The organism is Methylorubrum zatmanii (genome assembly GCF_014845115.1).
In the GTDB taxonomy this organism is placed as follows: Bacteria; Pseudomonadota; Alphaproteobacteria; order Rhizobiales; family Beijerinckiaceae; genus Methylobacterium; species Methylobacterium zatmanii.
In genome coordinates this window covers 1-18,870 of the sequence record NZ_NKUI01000113.1, presented here as the reverse complement: position 1 = coordinate 18,870, position 18,870 = coordinate 1, and the positions used below count along the sequence as shown (strand labels likewise).

Below are 18,870 nucleotides of genomic sequence, written 5' to 3'. Positions count from 1 at the left end.
CCCCCGAGGTGCCCGACCCCGCCCGGCCGATCGTGTCCGGGGAGACCGATCTCGGCTCCTTACGCGAGGCGATCGACCTCTACCGCAAGGGCAAGGTCTCCGATGGCGACCGGCTCGCCGGAGGCTTCACCGATCCGGCGGCGCGGGCGCTGCTCGAATGGGTGGCGATCCGGGCCGGGGCCGGCATCAGCTTCGAGCGGATCGTCGCCTTCTCCCGCGCCAATCCCGATTGGCCGGCGGGCCCGCTCCTGCGCCGCCGCGCCGAGGAACGGCTGCTCTCCGAGAAGAAGAGCCCGGCGGTGGTGCGGGCCTATTTCGCCGGCGCCAAGCCGACCAGCGCGCCGGGCAAGTTCGCCCTGGCGCTCGCCCTGCGGGCCGACGGGCTCGACGCGGATGCCGCCGAACTGGTGCACGACCTGTGGCGCGAGGAGAGCTTCGGGCGCAGCCTGGAGGCCAAGGTGGCCGACGCCTTCCCCGGCGTCCTCACCGTGATCGATCACCGCTACCGGATGGAGCGGGCCCTCCTGAAGGAGGATTGGGCGACGGCGGCTCGGGCGGCGGATTATGCCGGCGGCGCCTATGCCAGCCTGGTGCGAGCCCGCCGGGCGGTGCAGGGCAAGGCCGGTGCCGCCGCCGCGCTGGCCGCGGTGCCGCCCTCCCTGCGCAACGATTCGTCCTACCTGCTCTCGCGGGCCCAGTATTTCCGTCGTGCCGACAAGGCGGCGGAGGCGGCCAAGGTGCTGCTCTCCGCGCCCACCAACCCGGAGGTCATCGTCGACGGGGATACGTGGTGGGTCGAGCGTCGGATCGTTGCCCGCAAGCTGATGGATGCGGGCGATCCGAAAACCGCCTACGCCGTCGCCGCCGCCCATTCCGCCCGCACCTCGGAGAAGCGGATCGAGGCGGAGTTCCATGCCGGCTGGATCGCCCTGCGCTTCATGGCCGATCCGGCGGCGGCCGAGCGCCACTTCGCCCAGGCCGCCTCCGTGGCCGAGACGCCGATCTCCCTGGCCCGCGCCGCCTATTGGCAGGGCCGTGCCGCCGAGGCTGCCGGTAAGCCGGCGGAGGCGAAGGCCTTCTATGAGCGCGCCGCGCTTCAGCCCATCGCCTATTACGGGCAGCTCGCCCGGGCCCGGCTCGGCCAGCACAGCCTGCCCCTGCGACGCGCGGCTGAGCTGAACCCCAGCGCCCGCGCCACCTTCGCGGACAGGCTGTTCGTCCGCGGGCTGAAGCTCCTGGCGGCGGCCTCGCTGAAGGATCTGGCGCTGCCGCTCTACATCGATGCGGCCCGCTCGCTCACCGACGAAGCGCAGGTCAATGCGCTCGGCGAGACGGCGGTGGAGGCGCGCGACGCCCGGGCGCTGGTGGCCATCGGCAAGCTCGCCACCCAGCGCGGGCTCGCCCTCGACAGCCACGCCTACCCCACCATCGGCATCCCCGATTACGAGACCTTCACCGCCGTGCCGCAGGTCGAGCGTGCCATGGTCTTCGCCATCGCCCGGCAGGAGAGCCAGTTCGATCCCCGGGCCCAGTCCGGCGTCGGGGCGCGGGGCCTGATGCAGATGATGCCGGCCACCGCCCAGCGCACGGCCAAGCGTGTCGCGGCCTCCTACGACACCGACCGGCTGACGAGCGACCCGGCCTACAATGCGCGGCTGGGCCAAGCCCATCTCGGCGAGCTGATGGAGGATTGGAAGGGCTCCTACATCCTCGCTTTCGCCTCCTACAACGCCGGCGGCGGCAACGTGAAGAAATGGGTCGATGCCTATGGCGACCCGCGCCGGCCGGAGGTCGATCCGATCGATTGGGTCGAGCGCATCCCCTTCACCGAGACGCGCAACTACGTGCAGCGGGTGATGGAGAACCTGCAGGTCTACCGCAACCGCCTCGACGGCAAGAGCGCCCTGATGATCGAGCGCGACCTCGCCCGGGGGGCCCGCAGCGCGGTGAGCGCCGAGGCGCAGCCGGTCACGCCGTAGCGGCCGATCCGGCGTAGTGGCGGCGGATCATCGCCTCCACATACGGCCAGAGATCCGGCACGCCGCGCTCGATCACCGGCCGGTAGCGCGCCATGACCTGCGCTTCCGTCAAACCGTTCTCGGCCCAGGTGCCGCCGCCGGTGAGCGTGTTGAGCAGGAGCGGCTGAAGCCGGTCGAGCGCCTTGGCGAAGCGGGCCTCGACGGTCTCGACCGCCTCGAATTCCCGCCAGAGCGCGAGGAGGCGTTCCCCCTGTGCCGGCGGAAGCAACCCGAAGATCCGCTCGGCGGCGGCCTGCTCCACCAGGGCCAGGGCGGCGGCGTCGAACACGCCGTGGATCGGCACGTCGCCGGCATCGACCTCGACGATGTCGTGGACGAGCAGCATCGCCAGCACCCGGCCGAGATCGAGCCCGGGCACCCGATCCCCCAGCACCAGGGCGAACAGGGCGAGATGCCAGGAATGCTCGGCCGAATTCTCGCGCCGCCCCTCGGCGACGGTCCGGTTCTGCCGCAGCACGGCCTTCAGCCCATCGATCTCAGCGAGAAAGGCGAATCGGCGGTCGAGGTCGGAGGCGCTATCCATGTCGTGGTCCGTGAAGGTGTATCGGCACGGCGGACGATCCCGGTGTCGCCGGAAGACTTGCCAAGCAAGATGGGCAGCGGTTTCGTGAGGAACCGGTCCGGCCAAGCGATACCATAGCCGATTTCCCACAGGCGCCGCCCCGGGCGAGGCTTGGGATCCGGCGCCGGGGGCGGCTAGACTTCGATCCGCCATGGCCCAAACGGATCCGATCTCCGATGCGACCCTCCGTGCCGTCGAGTCCCGCCTGATCGCGCAGGCGGCGGAAACGGACGATGCGGAGCGCATCATCGAGGCCTTCTGCGAGGATCTGTCTGCGGCCGGGTGCCCGCTTTGGCGCTTCAGCGCGGCTGTGCCGGTCATCGATCCCTTGTTCCGGGGCGTGAGCCTGGCATGGCGGCGTGGTCAGGGCATGGCGCTGTTTACCACCGTCCATGGTCCCGAGGGCGAGAGCGACTTCAGCCTCAGCCCGGTCGGCTGGCTGATGGCGCAGGAGCGCATCACGGTGCGCTGGCGGCTTGATCGGCCCGGGACATACCCGGACTTGCCGCTTCTCGCCGAACTGCGAGGAGCGGGCGTCACCGATTACCAGCTTCATCTCGCGGCCCTGGCTCCGGGGACGGCCATGGAGGGGGTCGGCATCTCCTTCGCCACCGATCGGGCCGGCGGTTTCACCGAGCATGAGCGGACGGCCCTTGCCGGGCTGGTGCCTCTGCTCGCCCTTGTCACGGCCAAGCTCAGCCTGTCCCACACGATGCGGGAGATGCTCGGCACCTATCTCGGACCCGCCACCGGCGCGCGGGTGCTCGCGGGCGAGATGCGGCGGGGGCAGAGTACGGTAGTCCACGCCGCGATCCTGCTCGCCGATCTGCGCGGCTTCACGGCGGTGGCGGATCGCGACGATCCGCTGAAGGTCGTCGGCTGGCTCGATGAGCATTTCGATGCCCTGGGCGAGCCGGTGCAGCGGCATGGCGGCGAGATCTCGAAATTCCTCGGCGACGGCTTCCTGGCGGTCTTCCCCGTGGCCGAGCCCGACGCCCTCGCCTGTCCCGCCTGCGCCGGGGCGCTCGCCGCCGCCCGCGAGGCGCTCGACCGTAACGCCGCCCTCAACGCCTCCCGCCGCCGTCAGGGCCTGCCGGCCCTGGAGGCCGACATCGTGCTCCATTACGGCCGCGTGGTCTCGGGCAATGTCGGCACCGACCGCCGCCTCGACTTCACGGTGATCGGTCGGGCGGTCAACGAGGCGAGCCGGATCGAGCGGCTCTGCGACGCGCTGGAGCGCCCGCTGCTGCTCTCGGATGCCTTCGCCCGGCGCTGCGATGCGCCGCTGGTCCCGGTCGGCGAATTCGCCCTGCGCGGCGTCGGGCGGACGCAGCGGATCTGGGGTCTTGCGGTGCCGGAGGACCGGTCAGGAAGCGCGTCGCGCTGCGAGCCGGCCCAAGCCTCCGACACCGCAGCCCGCGAGATAGGCGCCTAACACCAGAGCCCCCGCCTCGATCCGAAAACCCGCCGCGCCGGGCAGGACCTGCCAGATCGCGAGCCCGGTCAGGGCCGCAAGGCCGAGGAGCAGCAGGCCGGCAGCCATCATGGCGATACGGCCGCGGGGCAGCCCGGTCACGGCGCCGATGACGAGGCCGAGGGCCAGGGCCGCTGCGAGTTCCGGCCAGAGGGACGAGACGAGCACGGTCACGACCGCAGACTGAGTCCGACGCCCTGCCGGTCGGAGAGCGGTGCGACGCCCGCCGGCGCGGCGGCGCGATCCAGGGGCACGCCGGCCTTCTGCAGGTAATCGATCACGGCGAGGGCCCGCGCCCGCGCGAGGTCGGCGCCGGCTTCCAGCTTGTCGGGCTCGGTCTTTGCCGTGTTGCTTTTGGCCGGATCGCTCTTGGCGGCCTCCTTCGCCTCGGCCTCTCTCTTGGCCGTGGTCTTGGCGGCTGCGTCCTCCGTTTTGCCTGTCCGGCTCTTGGTGGTTTTGGCGGCCTTCGCGTCATCCTTGACTGTCGGCCTCGGAGTCGATTCCTTCGCCGCCTCCACGGCGACCGGATCGGTCTGAGCCTCGGGCTTGGCGCCGACCGGGTCGAGATGGCCCACGACCTCGATACGCTCCGCCGGGCAGGCGCGGGCCAGGGCCGCCACCGCATCGAGGACGGGATAGAAGTCCGGCGCGAGCGCCGCGCTCCCTGGGGCGAAGCGCAGGGGATGTCCGGCGGTGCGCTCCGCGAGGCGCCGGCCGCACTCGGCCGAAGCGGTCGCGGCCACCGGCTCGCCGGAGGAGACGGAGACCGAAGCGGTCCAGCCCGTAGGCAGTGCCTGCGGCAGCGTCCTGCTCAGGCGGGCGGCGCTCTCAGGGTAGAGGCTGGTGCCGGTCAGACGCAGGCTCTTATCCGTCAGCGTCAGCTCGGCGCTCGCCAGGGTCGAGAACGGATCGATCGCTGCCGTAAGAGCCGTGGCCAGATCGGCCGGGGCGCCATCGGCGAGCCGCGTGCGGTCGCGGATCTTTTCGTGGAAGAAGCGCGGAGTGAGCCGCGCCATCAGCGCCTCGCGGGCCGCCTGATCCGGCAGGTGGCCGCTCACCGTGACGCTGTCGGCATTGCGGCGGATGCGCAGGACGTAAGGGGCGATCGCCTGTGCGGTGAGGGCCACCCGGCCCGCCGCGACGCCGGCGGGGCGCGCATCGCGCATCAGCGTGTCGGCCTCGGTGACCGCTCCGGCATCGAGGGCGTTGCCCGTCACCGACACGGTCCCATGCTCGAAGCTGACGCGCCCCTCGTGGAGCAGGCCCGCCAGCCTGACCAGGAAGCGGGTCAGGGCCGAGCCGTCGATGCCCGGCGGCAGGCCGCGCGCATCGCGCATCCGGTCATCCAAAGCGGCCCCGTCCGCAGCCTCCGCAGCGGCGGCGCGGATCTCTTCGCGGGCCGCCTCGGAGGCGACGTGGCCGTCGAGCTCCAGGCTGCCGTCCGGGCGGCGGGCGATGCCGAAATGGAAGTCGTCGACGACCGGCGGCAGGATCTCGACGGTGCCGAGGGTGTAGCCCTGCGGCGGGGTTGCCAGCGCCGTACGCAGCGCGTCGTAGGCGGCCAGACTCGCCGCTTCGCCGCGAATCGAAATCACGGTGTCGTTCAGCGTCGCGGTGGCGCCCGTCGTCAGATCCTGCAGCCGCTCGACGGCGAAGGCCGCCGCGTCGGGGAAGTCCCGCGGCGCCCCCCGGGCGGCCCGGGCCCGGTCGCTCAGGATGGCATCGCGCGGCAGGGCCGGCTTCAGGCGCTGTGCCAGTTCGAAGGCGCCGACCTCGGCGGGCCGGCTGCCGGTGGTCTCGAGACGGCCGGCAACGGGGCGCTCCACCGACCAGACGAAGGGCGAGACTTCCTCGATCACTCCGGTCCGGTCGGTCAGGCGGCGATGGCCCTCGATGCGGGTGAGCCGGCCGAGGGCCGCCTGGCGCTGCGCCTCTTCCGGGGCCTCTCCTGAGGCCACGAGGTCGCGGCCCTCGACCGAGACCTTCAGCCAGGGCTCCGGCTGCCCCTCCCCGGTCGCGGACGCGATCTCCGCCGCTTGCCGCTGCAGGGTCTCGGTGACGCGCTGGGCGCCGAGATAGGCGGCCGAGGCGGCGATCAGGCTGAGCAGGGGAAGCCCGAGGAGCCAGCCGAGATGGGCGAATCGCGGGCTAGCCACTTGGGGTGATGAGGATGAGGGCGAAGGCGTGGACACGGGGCTCGACCTCGCTCGATGGCCGGCAACGGCGCGTGAACCTTGTCTCGCGGTGCATCGGCACCGCGACGGAGATCCCGGATCACGGGTGAGCCAGCAGACACGGCCATCGGGGCGCTTTGAAGGCTGCCGGATTTTGCCTGGGCCGATTCTCTCGGGTTGCCGTTCGCCCTTCACTGAATCGTTCTGGATCCGATTTCCAGAACGATGCACCCGACGCGTCGCATCCATCACGAAAAAACCCCGGCCGCGAGGCCGGGGTCTGGAGGTTCCCTGTAGTTCGCGGCACTCCACACGAGGCGGGGTGCCGATCGTCCGGGACGGGCAGGCTCGCCGCCTGCCACGTTGGCCTTAGAAGTCGCGCTGCACCCGGAAGCGAGCCTGGAACACGTCCTCGCTGCTGACCGTGCGGGTCGGCACGCCACCGACGAGGATGCCCTTGTCGCTGTCGGCGACGCGGCCGCTCTTCACGCCGGTGCGGATGTACTGGCCCTCGACGCCGATATCGAGGTCCTTGACCGGCGACCAGATCAGGCTCGCGCCGGTGACGACTTGGTAGGTGTCACGCAGGGCGGGGCTGAGGCCGTAGCCGGCAGCGTTGGTGAGGTAGGACGGGGGAGCCACCGTCGAGGCCGCGCCGACCAGGGCATTGGCTTGGCTGACCGCCTGACGGGCACCCTCGGAGAACCAGATCTCACCGTAGCTGCCGTAGAAGGCCGAACGCCACTCCGGCGACCAGTAATGGAGGTAGGAGGCCACGGCCGTGAAGCTGTTGGACAGCTCGAGGCGGCCGGTCAGCGGGTTGACGATGGCATCGGAGAGGTACTGGTTGAACGGGTTGCCCGCATAGACCGAGGCATTGCTCAGGTAGCCGGCGGTGAAGCGGTTGATGCCGGTGTAGAACGAGGCACCCTCGCCGTAGGCGCCCTGGAGGTACAGGCCGTCGCCCGGAGCGATGAAGGGCAGGTTGAACTTCAGGCCGCCCTGGACCGCCCAGCCGTAATCGGTCTGCGCGCCGGTGCCGATGCCGCGAGCGCCCAGCAGGGTGGCGGTGTTGACGGCGAGGGCGCCGCCCGTGCCGGGAACGCCGATCGCGGAGCCGGAGATGAAGCCGCCGGTGTTGATGTCCTTGACGGCGGCCGAAACCTGAGCCGAACCCCAGGCGGCGTCGTAGCGCAGCGAGCCGACGAAGTCGGGCATACGCGAGCGCTGCACGGCGTCGATGAAGGCCACGGCGGTGGCGTTGCCGACGGCGTTGGTGCCGAGGATGATCGGCGTCGGGGCCGTGGTGAACACGTTGTTCAGGCCGGCTTGGCCGGGAACGAGGGCCGTGGCGCCGGCCGCATCGGAGTAGAGCGGGTTCTTGCGGAAGTTCGGGTCTTCCATCGACAGCGTCGCCGACCAGCCCTCACCGAACTTCTGGGTGTAGGCGAGCAGGTTGGTGGACGGCATGTCCGAACCCAGCGACTAGCCGATGATCTCGAAGTCGTGGGCGTAGAAGTCGAAGAACGAGGAGGCGCGACCGGCGGTCAGGCCGGCGAACTGCACGAACGCCTTGTCGACGTTGATGAAGTTCTGGATGCGGCCGAGCTGGTCCTGGCCGGTGCCGGAGAAGGCGTAGCCGCCGCGCAGGTTCGTGCCCGAGGAGATCTTGGTGTTGCCGGTGCGGCTGGCGGCGTCGAGGCGCAGGAAGGCGCGCAGGGTGCCGTAGCCGGTCTGGGTGCGAGCGTCGAAGTTGAAGCGGGCGAGGCCGGTGAAGCCGGAGAGATCGCCGCCGCCGGGCACGTTGCGGTTGTCGCTGCCGATATAGCCGTATTCGGCGCGGGCGCGGCCGGAGACGCGCAGGCAGGTATCGGTGCCAGGGATGTAGAAGAAGCCGGCGCCGTAAGCGGAGCAGACGCGGACGTACTCGATCGGAACGGCCTTCTTCACCGGCAGGTCGGCGGCCTGAGCCCCACCTACGATGGTCAGCCCCGCAGCCGATCCGAGGAGAAGGCTCTTATCGAGCTTCATGATAAACCCTCCAGAAGTTTCGAGACCCACGGGAATGGACATTGTTCTGGCAAGGTGAGCGCCTCGGCGGCGACCCTCCCTGCCCGTCCTTGTTTCCCTTGGTGCTTAGGCCTTCCCGTTCGGGTCTTGGCCAAGCCACGGCGGGGTTGTCCCGTCCGCAGCGTCACCATGAGCGAGGCTCGCCGCACGGGCAACAGACATGGCTGTCTTGGAAGCGTCACAAATAGGCTTCCCCGACAGCTGTTGCAGGTCCGCAACTTAATCCCTGCCGGCGAACAAAAGTTTTCCCCCTATTGCGCGGTGCGGCGCGGTGTTCTTCCGCTTTGCTTCACCTCGACCGCGAAGGGCGGGCGCGGTCAGGCACCCTGCGACTCGCGCTGCATCTCGAGGGTGAGCCAGCGCTCCTCGGCGGCGGCGAGTTCGGCTTCGGCGGCACCGAGCATGGCGGTCGCCTTCTGGAAACGGCCCGGATCACGCCCGTAGAGGCCCGGATCGGACAGAACCTCGCGCAGCTTGGCGATGCCCGCCTCCAGCTCGGTCATGCGCGCCGGCAGGGTCTTCAGCTCGTGTTGCTCTTTGAAGCCGAGTTTCGTCCGGGGCGGCGCCGGCTCCGCCCGCGGCGCCTTCTCCCGCGGTTCGCCGCGCTCGCGGGCGGCCTTGCCCTCCTTGCCGTCGCCGCGCGCCTCGACCCCACGTCCGCGTTGGGTCAGCATGTCGGTGTAGCCGCCGGCATATTCGATCCAGCGCCCCTCCCCCTCGCTCACCAGGACGGTACCGGCCACCCGGTCGAGGAAGTCGCGGTCGTGGCTCACCAGGATCAGGGTGCCGGCATAGTCGCCGAGCATTTCCTGCAAAAGGTCGAGGGTTTCGAGATCGAGATCGTTGGTGGGCTCGTCCAACACAAGAAGGTTGGAGGGCTGCGCCAGCGCACGCGCGATCAGCAGCCGGTTGCGCTCGCCGCCCGAGAGCACGCTCACGGGGGTGCGGGCCTGCTCGGGGGTGAACAGGAAGTCCTTGAGATAGCCGATGACGTGGCGGCTGCGGCCGCCGACGGTGACGCTGTCGCCGCGCCCGCCGGTGAGCACCTCGGTGACCGTGGCGTTCGGCTCCAGCACCGCGCGGGACTGATCGAGATGGACCATGTTGAGGCCGGTGCCGAGGCGCATCTCGCCCGAATCGGGGGCGAGCGCGCCGGTCAGGAGGTTGATCAGCGTGGTCTTGCCGGCCCCGTTCGGGCCGACGATGCCGAGCCGGTCTCCCCGCAGGATGCGCAGGGTCAGATCGTGGACGATTCGGCGCTCGCCGTACGACTTCGAGACCTGCCGCGCCTCGGCGACCAGGGTGCCCGAGGCCTCGCCCTCGCTCGCGGTCAGCACCGCCTGTCCCACCGGGCGGCGGTGCTCGCGGCTCTGCTTGCGCAGGGTCTGGAGGTCGGAGAGGCGGCGCACATTGCGCTTGCGCCGGGCGGTGACGCCGTAGCGCAGCCAGTGCTCCTCGTCGGCGATCTTGCGGTCGAGCTTGTGCTTGTCCCGCTCCTCCTCCTCGAAGAAGGCGTCGCGCCACGCTTCGAAGCTGGAGAAGCCCTGCTCGATCCGGCGTGTGACGCCCCGGTCGAGCCAGACGGTCGCCCGCGACAGGGCCGACAGGAAGCGGCGGTCGTGGCTGATCAGCACCAGGGCCGAGCGGGTCCGCTTCAGCTCGGATTCGAGCCACTCGATGGCGGGAAGGTCGAGGTGGTTGGTGGGCTCGTCGAGGAGCAGGATATCGGGCTCGGGGGCGAGCGCCTGGGCCAGGGCGGTCCGGCGCGCCTCGCCGCCCGACAGCCGGCGGGGATCCTCGTTGCCGCTCAGCCCCAGGCTTTCCAGCAGGTAGCGGGCGCGGTGGGCGTCGTCGCCGGGGGCGAGCCCGGCCTCGGCGAAGGCCAGCGTCGTCTCGAAGCCGGAAAAGTCCGGTTCCTGCGCGAGGTAGCGGATCGTGGTGCCGGGCTGGACGAAGCGCACGGCCCGGTCGGGTTCGACCAAGCCGGCGGCGATGCGCATGAGCGTCGACTTGCCCGAGCCGTTGCGGCCGACGAGGCAGGTGCGTTCGCCGGGGGCGATCGTCAGCTCGGCTCGTTCGATCAGCGGAGTTCCGCCGAAGGTGAGGGCGACGTCCTGAAGGGTGAGGAGCGGGGGAGCGGCCATGGCCGGCTTATGGCAGCCGCCGCCGCCGGGAACAATCGAACCGAAACGATCGAAGCCGGCCGGGCTTTCGCGGGCCGGCCTCGTGAGAGCGCGCTTCGGCTCAGGCCGTGGGATTGGCGGGCCCGGTCGGCGTCGAATCCGGCAGGCTGGGACTCTCGACCGGGATCTCGGCCGGCGTCCCACCGGGGGCCTCCGTGGGCGTGCCGCCGGGGATTTCAGGTCCGGGGCCGGGCTCGGGCACCTGCGGCGCGTCGGGCGTCGCGGGCTCCGGTGTCTGCGGAACGGGAGTTTCCGGGATCGGTCCGGGATTGGCCATGGATACCCACCTCGCTGGCGGCGGGCACCGTGCCGCCGCCCCTCGCCAACGGGGCGTCGGCGAGGGGGTTCCGCTTATTTCTTGGTCAGGAGGAGCTTGTTGCCCTCCTTGCCGACGATCTGCTGGATCTTCTGGGCGAACATCGACAGCAGCAGCGGCATCCGCACCTCGACGCGCACCACGTCCTGCCCGACATCGATCTGGCCGTCGACGGTCTGGGTCAGGGCGGTGACGGAATAGTCGAGGCGGTCTCCGGTCCAGTTCAGGGTGTTGATGGCGATGCCGCTCTTGGCCAGCGCGTCCCGCACCCGGGCGGTGCCCTCGTCGATCCGCTTCCGGGCTTCGTCGCGGCCGAGTTCATGCGGAATCTCGACCACCATCGGTTTCGCCATCTCGACCCTCTCCCACGGCGCGGCCCGGAACGGAAAGCGTTCCGGGCCCGCGCGTCATCCGGTGAGACGATTATGGGAAGGGGGCGGCCCCGCTGCAACGCCAGGCGGAGCGAAGGGTCTCGCCGATGTCACGGGACATCCGGCCGACCTCTTCGGAGCGACGGAGGCCGTCTTCGCCTCCCTGACGGAGGGGCTGCCGATCTCGTTTCCGGTCCGGTCGACCGGAAGCGTGCTCAGCGCACCACGTTGAGCGAGACGTAGCTGGTGCCGGACATGCCGATGGCGCGGGCAGAGCCGCGGGCGAGATCGATCACCCGGCCGCCGACGAACGGGCCGCGGTCGTTGATCCGCACCACGACCGAACGGCCATTGGCCCGGTTCGTCACGCGGACGCGGGTGCCGAAGGGCAGGCTGCGGTGGGCGGCGGTGAGTCCGTTGGGGTTGAACCGCTCGCCGTTCGCCGTCTTGCGGCCGCTTCCGTACCAGGAGGCCCGGCCGCTCTGGGCCTGGGCGGGCAGCGCGACGGCGGTGCCGATGACGGTGGCGAGGCAGATGGCAACGGCCCGGTTGGTAACCTTCATCGAGGATCGCATTCCCTTGTTGTTGCGACGTGTTGTGTGCGCCGCGGAAAATGAGCCCGATCCCGGCCAAAATAAGACGTCGATTTCTCGCCGTGCGGTAAGCTGCCGTTAAGACTATCGTCGGCGGTTTCCGCCGGCTTGTGCGCCGCAAGAATTGATTACTTGCCTGGAGTGTTGCTGCGGGTGTCTCGCAATCCTTAGAACTTGCCGCGCAAGCATTCGGGGCCCCTCGACAGCATCGCGCGAAAGCCTTGGCCGAAACTCGGGAGGGGGTGTTTGAGTGGCGTCACAGCCTTGCATTTGTTGCATGGCGCGGCCCGGCAAAAACTGCCGACCCATAACGAGACGCACAGGTCGCGCGGCGGCAAACCCGACCTTTACCGTGTCCGCGGCATGGTCCCGGTGTCAGTCGCGTAACCGGTGTTTGCCATGGCTTCCCCGCGTACCGCGGTCGTCGGCGCCACCGCCCGGAATCTTGTCTCGCGTACCGGGCGGACCGCGTCGGCGCCGCGGATGGGTCTCGCACCCTCCGTCCAGCGTCTTCCCGACACACTTCCCCTCGACGAAATCCTGGTCGGAGATTGCATCGCCGCCATGGAGCGGTTGCCGGCTTCGAGCGTCGACTGCGTCTTCGCCGATCCGCCCTACAATCTTCAGCTCGGCGAGGCGGGTCTGACGCGCCCCGACCAGAGCGTCGTCGATGCCGTCGACGACGATTGGGACAAGTTCTCGAGCTTTTCCGCCTACGACGAATTCACCCGCGCCTGGTTGACGGCCGCGCGCCGCGTCATGAAGCCGAACGCCACCCTGTGGGTGATCGGTTCGTACCACAACATCTTCCGGGTCGGGAGCGCGTTGCAGGATCTCGGTTACTGGATCCTGAACGACATCGTCTGGCGCAAGGCCAACCCGATGCCGAACTTCCGCGGCAAGCGGTTCACCAACGCGCATGAGACCCTGATCTGGGCCTCCCGCTCGCCGCAGGCCAAGTACACCTTCCATTACGACGCACTGAAGGCCGGCAACGAAGACCTCCAGATGCGCTCCGACTGGTTCATCCCGCTCTGCACCGGCGAGGAGCGGCTGAAGGACGGGGCCGGCCGCAAGGTGCATCCGACCCAGAAGCCAGAGGCCCTGCTCGCCCGCAGCCTGCTCGCCGCTACGAATCCCGGCGACGTCGTGCTCGATCCCTTCTTCGGCACCGGGACCACCGGCGCGGTCGCCAAGCGCCTCGGCCGGCACTTCATCGGCTGCGAGCGCGATCCCGGCTACGCCGCAGCGGCGCGGGCGCGAATCGACGGCATCGAGACCCTGTCCTCGGCGTCCCTGGCGCTCGCGACGCCGAAGCGGGCCGAGCCGCGCATCCCGTTCCTCAGCGTGATCGAGGCGGGCCATGTGCGCCCGGGCGAGACCCTGACCGACGAGCGCCGCCGCTTCCGGGCGACGGTTCGTCCCGACGGACAACTCAGCGTCGGGCCGGCCATGGGCTCGATCCACAAGGTCGGCGCCCTGGTGCAGGGGTTTCCCGCCTGCAACGGCTGGACCTTCTGGCACGCGGAGCGTGGGGGACGGCTCGTCTGCATCGACGAGTTTCGCGCGCAGATGCGGGGCCAGGCCGGGGCGTAGCCCAGAGCGCTTTCCGCCGAAGTGGAGACCCAGTCGGCGCAAGAAAGCGCGTCACAACGAGGGCCTGGAGGCGGGCTCGATGGCAACGCGATCGGGCACGGCGCTAGGTCTCGGTTTCGAAAGGACACGCCCTTTCGCGGATGCGGGGCAGCGCCCTGCATCGACTTAGCGGCTCCGAACCGGTTTCGGCGCCTTCTTGACGATCCGTGCCAGATCCGAGGGCCGCGACGAGGCGGGCTTCGGGATCGGCTTGCGCCGCTGCGGCGCCTCCGGCTCGGCCGGCGTGGCGAGGTCGGGCTCGGGGGGCGGCTTCGGCGCCGCCGCGGCGAGCGGTGCCGGGCCGGCGAGCGCATGGGCCAGCACCTTCTTCATCACCCCCGGCAGCGGTTCGGCATCGAGTCCGTCCCGTGGGGTGAAGCGCATGCCCTCCGGGGCAGCCGTGCCGGCGCCGACACGGGCCAGGAACACCGTCAACTCCAACGGAAAATGCGTGAAGACGTGCTTCACCAGACCGGGCAGGCGCTTCCAGCGGGCATCGAGGGGCGCGTCGAGCAGGCCCTTGGCGGGGTCGTAATCGGGAAGCCAGGGGCTCGTCGGCGGCTCGGCCATGGCGCCGAGCAGGCCTTCGGCCGGCCGCGTCCGCAGCAGGATCGCTTCGTCCCCGGCCCGCAGGGCGACGAAGGCCGCGCCCCGGCGCAGGGCGCCCTTCTCCTTCTTCAGCTTTCTCGGAAAAGTCTCCTGCAGGCCCTCGGCGCGGGCGCGGCAGGGAAGCATCCAGGGACAGAGCGCGCAGGCCGGCCGCTTCGGCGTGCAGAGGGTCGCGCCGAGATCCATCAGCGCCTGGGCGAAGTCGCCGGGCCGCCGGGTCGGCACCATCCCCTGGGTGAGCAGGCGGATCTGCGCGCGGGCGGCGGGCAGCGGCGTCTCGATGGCGTGAAGGCGGCTCATCACCCGCTCGACATTGCCGTCGACGGCCGCCGCCGGCCGGTCGAAGGCGATGGCGGCGATGGCACCCGCCGTATAGGCACCGATGCCGGGCAGTTTGCGCAGACCCTCCTCGGTCTCGGGAAAGGCGCCGGCGGCGGCCACCGCCTTGGCGCAGGCATACAGGTTGCGCGCGCGGGAATAATAGCCGAGCCCGGCCCAGGCCGACATCACCGCCTCTTCCGGCGCGGTGGCGAGGGCCGTCACGTCGGGAAACAGCGTCAGGAATTTCTCGAAATAGGGTTTCACCGCCGCGACGGTGGTCTGCTGCAGCATCACTTCCGAAAGCCAGACCCGATAGGGATCGGGCTGCTCACCGGGGAGCGCCCGCCACGGCAGCGCGCGGCGGTGGCGATCGTACCAAGTGAGGAGGTCGGCGGCCGAGGCGGCGGGCATGGCCCGTCCATAGCGGGACGGCGGGGACGGAAAAAGCGCCTTGCCGAAGCGTCCTGCCGAAAAGTGACCGGCCTCGCCGTTTCCGTCCGATGAAGCCCGATCCGTCTCCGCGCCGACTCCCGCGCGGGCGTCGTTTCGGGTACGATTGTCTCAGGGGAAGGCTGAGCCTGCCCCTTACCGTCCGGGGTGCCGATGGCGCGCGTCAAACCGCTGAGCGAATTGATCGAGGATTGCATCGGCCCCGCCTTCGCCGCGCAGGGCTTCGCCTCCTCCGACATCCTCGCCGCATGGCCCGATATCGTCGGCGCGCGCCTCGCCGGGGCGTGTCAGCCGGTGAAGCTCGAATGGCCGCGTCGCGCCCGCCGCGACGCCGAGGGGCGGCCGGAGCCCGGCACCCTGGTGATCCGGGTGGAGGGCGCCTTCGCCCTCGAACTCCAGCATCTGGCGCCGATCGTGATTCAGCGCGTCAACGCGCATTACGGCTGGGCCTGTGTCGGCAAGATCGCGATGCGGCAGGACCGCCTGCACCGGGCCGCCCGCCGCCCGCCGCAGCGGCCGCTCGATCCCGCGCGGCGCGGCGAGGTGGCGCTGGCGGTCTCGCGCATCGAGGAGGAGCCCCTGCGCGAGGCCCTCGACCGGCTCGGCATCGCCGTCGTCGCCACCGGGGCGCCCTGAGGGCCTCGTCCCGAACGGACGCTCCCGCACTGTCTCGTGAGGACGGGGCTTCGGAGGGCGTGCCTGTCGCCCTGCGTCGTGGTAAGCGGCTCGGGAAAGGCCGCGCGGCGACGCGTCCCCGGCCGGGCGGAATGGTTCCGCCTTATCCTGCGCGCCATCGGGCCGTGCCTGGCCCGCGAACGGAGCCCGTCACTGGCATGATCACCCGGCGCGACGCCTTGACACTGACAGGTCTTGCCCTCGGCACCGCCGTGCTGATGCCCCGCTTCACCCTCGGGGCACTGGCGCAATCGGCCGATGCCGCCGCCCTCCTCCAGCCCGGTCCCCTCGGCGATGTCTGGCTCGGGCCGGCGGATGCGAAGGTCACGATCATCGAATACGCATCGATGACCTGTTCCCACTGCGCCCATTTCCACGCCACGACCTGGCCGGTGCTGAAGGAGCGCTACATCGACACCGGCAAGGTGCGCTTCACCCTGCGCGAGTTCCCCCTCGATCCGCTCGCCACCGCCGCCTTCATGCTGGCGCGCTGCGACGGCGACGCGAAGTATTATCCGATCACCGACCTGCTGTTCGATCAGCAGCCGAACTGGGCCTTCGTCCGCAAGCCGCAATCGCCGGTCGATGCTTTGGAACAAATTCTGCGCCAGGCCGGCTTCTCGAAGGAGAAGTTCGAGGCCTGCCTGAAGGATCAGAAGGTCTACTCCGCCATCAACGCGGTGAAGACCCGCGGCCTCGACACCCTGAAGGTCGAATCGACGCCGACCTTCTTCATCAACGGCGAGAAGCACAGCGGAGCGCTCTCGATCGAGGAGATGGAGAAGGTGATCAAGCCGCTGCTGGGAGCTTGATCCGGCGCCGGAAAGGCCGTGGAAAAGCAAGAATTATGTTGTTATTTCAACAGCTTGATAGCTGCTTTGGTCGCCTTGACACTCAAGGTTGGCGAAACTATGGTGCGCCGCGCCGAGGGGGTGTGCCACTTTCCTTCGCTCTCGACGACATGTGGGGTCGCCCGTGAGCGGCGATCCGACGGGAGACGGGAGCGGGCCGGAAAAGGCTCCCGCTGACGGCGATCTCTCCGCGAGGCTCAAACGTCTCGAGACGCAACTCGAGGGCAAGCGGCCCAAAGCCGCTCCCTCTTCGGCTGCGCGCACCGGCGCGTCCGGCGGGTCAGCCCCGCTCGGCCAGGCCATGCGGCTCTCGACCGAGTTCATCGCGGGCGTGATCGCCGGCGGAATCATCGGCTACATCGTCGACCATCTCTTCGGCAGCAAGCCGTGGGGGATGATCGTGATGCTGATGCTGGGCTTCGTGACCGGCATCTACAACGTCATGCGGGTGAGCGGCTTCAGTGGCCGCAAAACTGAGAAAGATCCCCGGCAAGAGTCTTGAAGGGTCTTGAGACTCGGCCGGCATCGTGTAAGGGCGACGCGCGAAAGAAGGAGCCGCCGGGCTCCGGCGCGACACTAATAAGGGGCGGAAGCGGGCACATGGCGGTCAGTATCGACCCGATCCACCAGTTCGAGCTTCAGCCGCTCGTCACTCTGGGGCATATCGGCAAGCAGCAGCTCGCGTTCACGCAGTCGGCCCTCTACATGTTCGCCGCGGTGGGCATCATCGCGCTGCTGACCATCGTGGCGACGGCCGGACGCTCCGTCGTCCCGGGCCGTCTCCAGTCCCTGGCCGAGACGCTCTACGAGTTCATCGCCGACACGGTGCACCAGGCCACCGGCGCCGACGGCAAGCGCTTCCTGCCGCTGGTCTTCTCGCTGTTCATGTTCGTGCTCATCCTGAACCTGCTCGGGATGATCCCCTACGCCTTCGCGGTGACCAGCCACCTCATCGTCACCTTCGGCCTCGCCCTCGTGGTGATCCTGACCGTGGTGATCTACGGCGTCGCCAAGCACGGCACCCACTTCCTCGGCGTGTTCGTGCCGTCGGGCGTGCCGAAGCCGCTGCTGCTGATCATGGTGCCGATCGAGATCGTGTCGTTCCTGTCGCGGCCGATCAGCCTCTCGGTCCGTCTCTTCGCCAACATCCTCGCCGGCCACATCGCCCTGAAGATCTTCGCGTTCTTCGTGGTCCAGCTGCTGGTCGCCGGCGCCTGGGGCGTGCTCTCGCCCCTGCCGCTCGCCCTCACCATCGCGCTGACGGCCCTCGAGTTCCTCGTCGCGGCCCTCCAGGCCTACGTCTTCGCGACGCTTACGGCGGTCTATCTCGCCGACGCCCTCCACCCCGGCCACTGATCTCACACGGCCGGACCCTTCCGCCCTCAACGAACCCCGTTCGAACTTCAGGAGTGTTCCATGGATCCCGTCGCTGCGAAGTACATCGGCGCCGGCCTCGCCTGCCTCGGCATGGCGGGCGCCAGCATCGGCCTCGGCAACCTGTTCGGTCAGTTCTACTCGGGTGCCCTGCGCAACCCGTCCGCCGCCGATAGCCAGCGCACCAACCTCCTCCTGGGCTTCGCCCTCACCGAGGCGCTCGGCATCTTCTCGCTGCTCGTCGCCCTGCTGCTGCTCTTCGCCGTCTGACGCGTCGCCTTCCGGGAGCGCGGGCCGGCCAAGTGGCCCGACCCGCGCTCCCCTCGCTCATTGAGAGTGCCTCGCAGAACCGGCGGTCAACGGATCGCTCCCGCCTCGGCCATCCCGGCACGGCGGAGGTTTCTCGAGAGACGCTGATCCGGCCGCTCCGCATCCGGAGCCGGTCTTCCGACGTCACCGGACAGGGCCATGGCCGAGAAGAATTCCCTCACGACCCCTTCCCAGAATGCGGACACGACGCTCGTTCCGCCCGGAAGCCCGCACATGCATACGGAGCATCCCTCCGGCGGTCACGGCGGCGCCTTCCCGCCCTTCGAAAGCCACACCTTTCTTTCGCAGCTGATCTGGCTCGCCCTGGCTTTCGGCCTGCTCTACTACCTCATGTCCAAGGTCGCGCTGCCGCGCATCGAGGCGATCCTCGGTGAGCGCGCCAACCGCCTCTCCGCCGATCTCGGCGAGGCGCAGCGCATGAAGGCCGAGGCCGATGCCGCCGGCGAGGCCTACGAGACTTCCCTGCGTCAGGCCCAGGCCAAGGCCCAGAGCATCGCCCAGGACACCCGTAACGCCCTCTCGGCGGAAGCCGATGCCAAGCGCAAGGCGCTGGAGGCCGAGCTGAACCAGAAGCTCGCCGCGTCCGAGGCGACCATCCGGAGCCGCACCGCCGAGGCCATGGGCAATGTCCGCACCATCGCCGGTGAGACGGCTTCGGCCATCGTGGAGCGCCTGACCGGTCAGGCCCCCGACCAAGCCAGCCTGAACCGCGCCCTCGACGCGACGCCCGCCCACTGATCCTGCGGCCGGCCCCGCGGCCGGCCCGCCATCCGCCCCGACCCGGCCCGCCGGGCGGAGCGCCGACCGAGAGCTTGAGACCGACATGCTGTTGACCGCTGAATT

The 18,870-nt window shown here is 69.8% G+C and carries 17 protein-coding genes and 1 pseudogene; 9 read left to right on the top strand and 9 right to left on the bottom strand.

Going from position 1 to position 18,870, the window contains the following annotated elements; all coding sequences use genetic code 11:
- On the top strand, positions 1-1,979 hold a 1,979-nt coding region (locus MZTS_RS14660), incomplete at its 5' end, for a lytic transglycosylase domain-containing protein (protein ID WP_192284407.1).
- Here MZTS_RS14660 and MZTS_RS14655 read toward each other — a convergent pair.
- A complete protein-coding gene (locus tag MZTS_RS14655) occupies positions 1,969-2,562 on the bottom strand; it encodes an HD domain-containing protein (RefSeq protein WP_192284406.1) in 594 nt (197 codons plus the stop codon). The genes MZTS_RS14660 and MZTS_RS14655 overlap by 11 nt on opposite strands.
- Before the next feature lie 190 nt (positions 2,563-2,752).
- On the opposite strand from MZTS_RS14655, the gene MZTS_RS14650 reads away from it, so the two are divergent.
- The gene (locus MZTS_RS14650) at positions 2,753-4,036 is read left to right on the top strand and encodes an adenylate/guanylate cyclase domain-containing protein (protein ID WP_192284405.1); all 1,284 of its coding nucleotides are present in this window, start codon (positions 2,753-2,755) and stop codon (positions 4,034-4,036) included.
- Here the strand turns inward: MZTS_RS14650 and MZTS_RS14645 are convergent.
- From MZTS_RS14645 to MZTS_RS14615, 7 genes and pseudogenes are all read right to left on the bottom strand, one after another.
- Positions 3,968-4,249 (bottom strand): hypothetical protein, encoded by a 282-nt coding sequence (locus MZTS_RS14645; protein ID WP_192284404.1) that lies wholly within the window; start codon positions 4,247-4,249, stop codon positions 3,968-3,970. The genes MZTS_RS14650 and MZTS_RS14645 overlap by 69 nt on opposite strands.
- Positions 4,246-6,231 (bottom strand): flagellar motor protein MotB, encoded by a 1,986-nt coding sequence (locus tag MZTS_RS14640; protein ID WP_343068756.1) that lies wholly within the window; start codon positions 6,229-6,231, stop codon positions 4,246-4,248. Before MZTS_RS14640 ends, MZTS_RS14645 begins: the two co-directional genes overlap by 4 nt.
- Before the next feature lie 387 nt (positions 6,232-6,618).
- Positions 6,619-8,280 (bottom strand): annotated as a pseudogene (locus tag MZTS_RS14635) (porin).
- Positions 8,281-8,636: 356 nt separating this feature from the next.
- Positions 8,637-10,463 carry an ABC-F family ATP-binding cassette domain-containing protein gene (locus MZTS_RS14630; protein ID WP_192284403.1) on the bottom strand — a complete coding sequence of 609 codons (1,827 nt, stop codon included), beginning with the start codon at positions 10,461-10,463 and terminating at the stop codon, positions 8,637-8,639.
- A 100-nt stretch (positions 10,464-10,563) separates the two neighbouring features.
- On the bottom strand, positions 10,564-10,779 hold the full coding sequence (locus MZTS_RS14625) for a hypothetical protein (protein ID WP_192284402.1): 216 nt from the start codon (positions 10,777-10,779) through the stop codon (positions 10,564-10,566).
- Positions 10,780-10,853: 74 nt separating this feature from the next.
- Positions 10,854-11,171: a polyhydroxyalkanoic acid system family protein gene (locus MZTS_RS14620; protein ID WP_192284401.1), complete on the bottom strand. Its 318-nt coding sequence runs from the start codon at positions 11,169-11,171 to the stop codon at positions 10,854-10,856.
- 233 nt (positions 11,172-11,404) lie between these two features.
- Entirely contained in the window at positions 11,405-11,752 is a 348-nt protein-coding gene (locus tag MZTS_RS14615; RefSeq protein ID WP_192284400.1) for a septal ring lytic transglycosylase RlpA family protein, read from the bottom strand.
- 429 nt (positions 11,753-12,181) lie between these two features.
- On the opposite strand from MZTS_RS14615, the gene MZTS_RS14610 reads away from it, so the two are divergent.
- Positions 12,182-13,378: a site-specific DNA-methyltransferase gene (locus MZTS_RS14610; protein WP_281397053.1), complete on the top strand. Its 1,197-nt coding sequence runs from the start codon at positions 12,182-12,184 to the stop codon at positions 13,376-13,378.
- A gap of 165 nt (positions 13,379-13,543) precedes the next feature.
- Here the strand turns inward: MZTS_RS14610 and mutY are convergent, their stop codons facing one another.
- Positions 13,544-14,758: an A/G-specific adenine glycosylase gene (gene mutY / locus MZTS_RS14605; RefSeq protein ID WP_192284398.1), complete on the bottom strand. Its 1,215-nt coding sequence runs from the start codon at positions 14,756-14,758 to the stop codon at positions 13,544-13,546.
- A 192-nt stretch (positions 14,759-14,950) separates the two neighbouring features.
- On the opposite strand from mutY, the gene MZTS_RS14600 reads away from it, so the two are divergent.
- The 6 genes from MZTS_RS14600 (at position 14,951) to MZTS_RS14575 (ending at position 18,765) form a co-directional block, all read left to right on the top strand.
- On the top strand, positions 14,951-15,433 hold the full coding sequence (locus MZTS_RS14600; RefSeq protein WP_009861361.1) for a DUF721 domain-containing protein: 483 nt from the start codon (positions 14,951-14,953) through the stop codon (positions 15,431-15,433).
- Between the two features lie 197 nt (positions 15,434-15,630).
- A complete protein-coding gene (locus tag MZTS_RS14595) occupies positions 15,631-16,284 on the top strand; it encodes a DsbA family protein (RefSeq protein WP_192284397.1) in 654 nt (217 codons plus the stop codon).
- Positions 16,285-16,447: 163 nt separating this feature from the next.
- Complete coding sequence (locus tag MZTS_RS25245; protein ID WP_192284396.1) at positions 16,448-16,825, top strand: AtpZ/AtpI family protein; 378 nt, start codon at positions 16,448-16,450, stop codon at positions 16,823-16,825.
- Positions 16,826-16,923: 98 nt separating this feature from the next.
- A complete protein-coding gene (locus tag MZTS_RS14585) occupies positions 16,924-17,679 on the top strand; it encodes a F0F1 ATP synthase subunit A (protein ID WP_192284395.1) in 756 nt (251 codons plus the stop codon).
- 60 nt (positions 17,680-17,739) lie between these two features.
- Positions 17,740-17,967, top strand: a complete 228-nt coding sequence (locus MZTS_RS14580) for a F0F1 ATP synthase subunit C (protein ID WP_012455237.1) — start codon at positions 17,740-17,742, stop codon at positions 17,965-17,967.
- A gap of 198 nt (positions 17,968-18,165) precedes the next feature.
- Positions 18,166-18,765 (top strand): F0F1 ATP synthase subunit B, encoded by a 600-nt coding sequence (locus tag MZTS_RS14575; RefSeq protein ID WP_281397052.1) that lies wholly within the window; start codon positions 18,166-18,168, stop codon positions 18,763-18,765.
- Positions 18,766-18,870 lie beyond the last annotated feature (105 nt).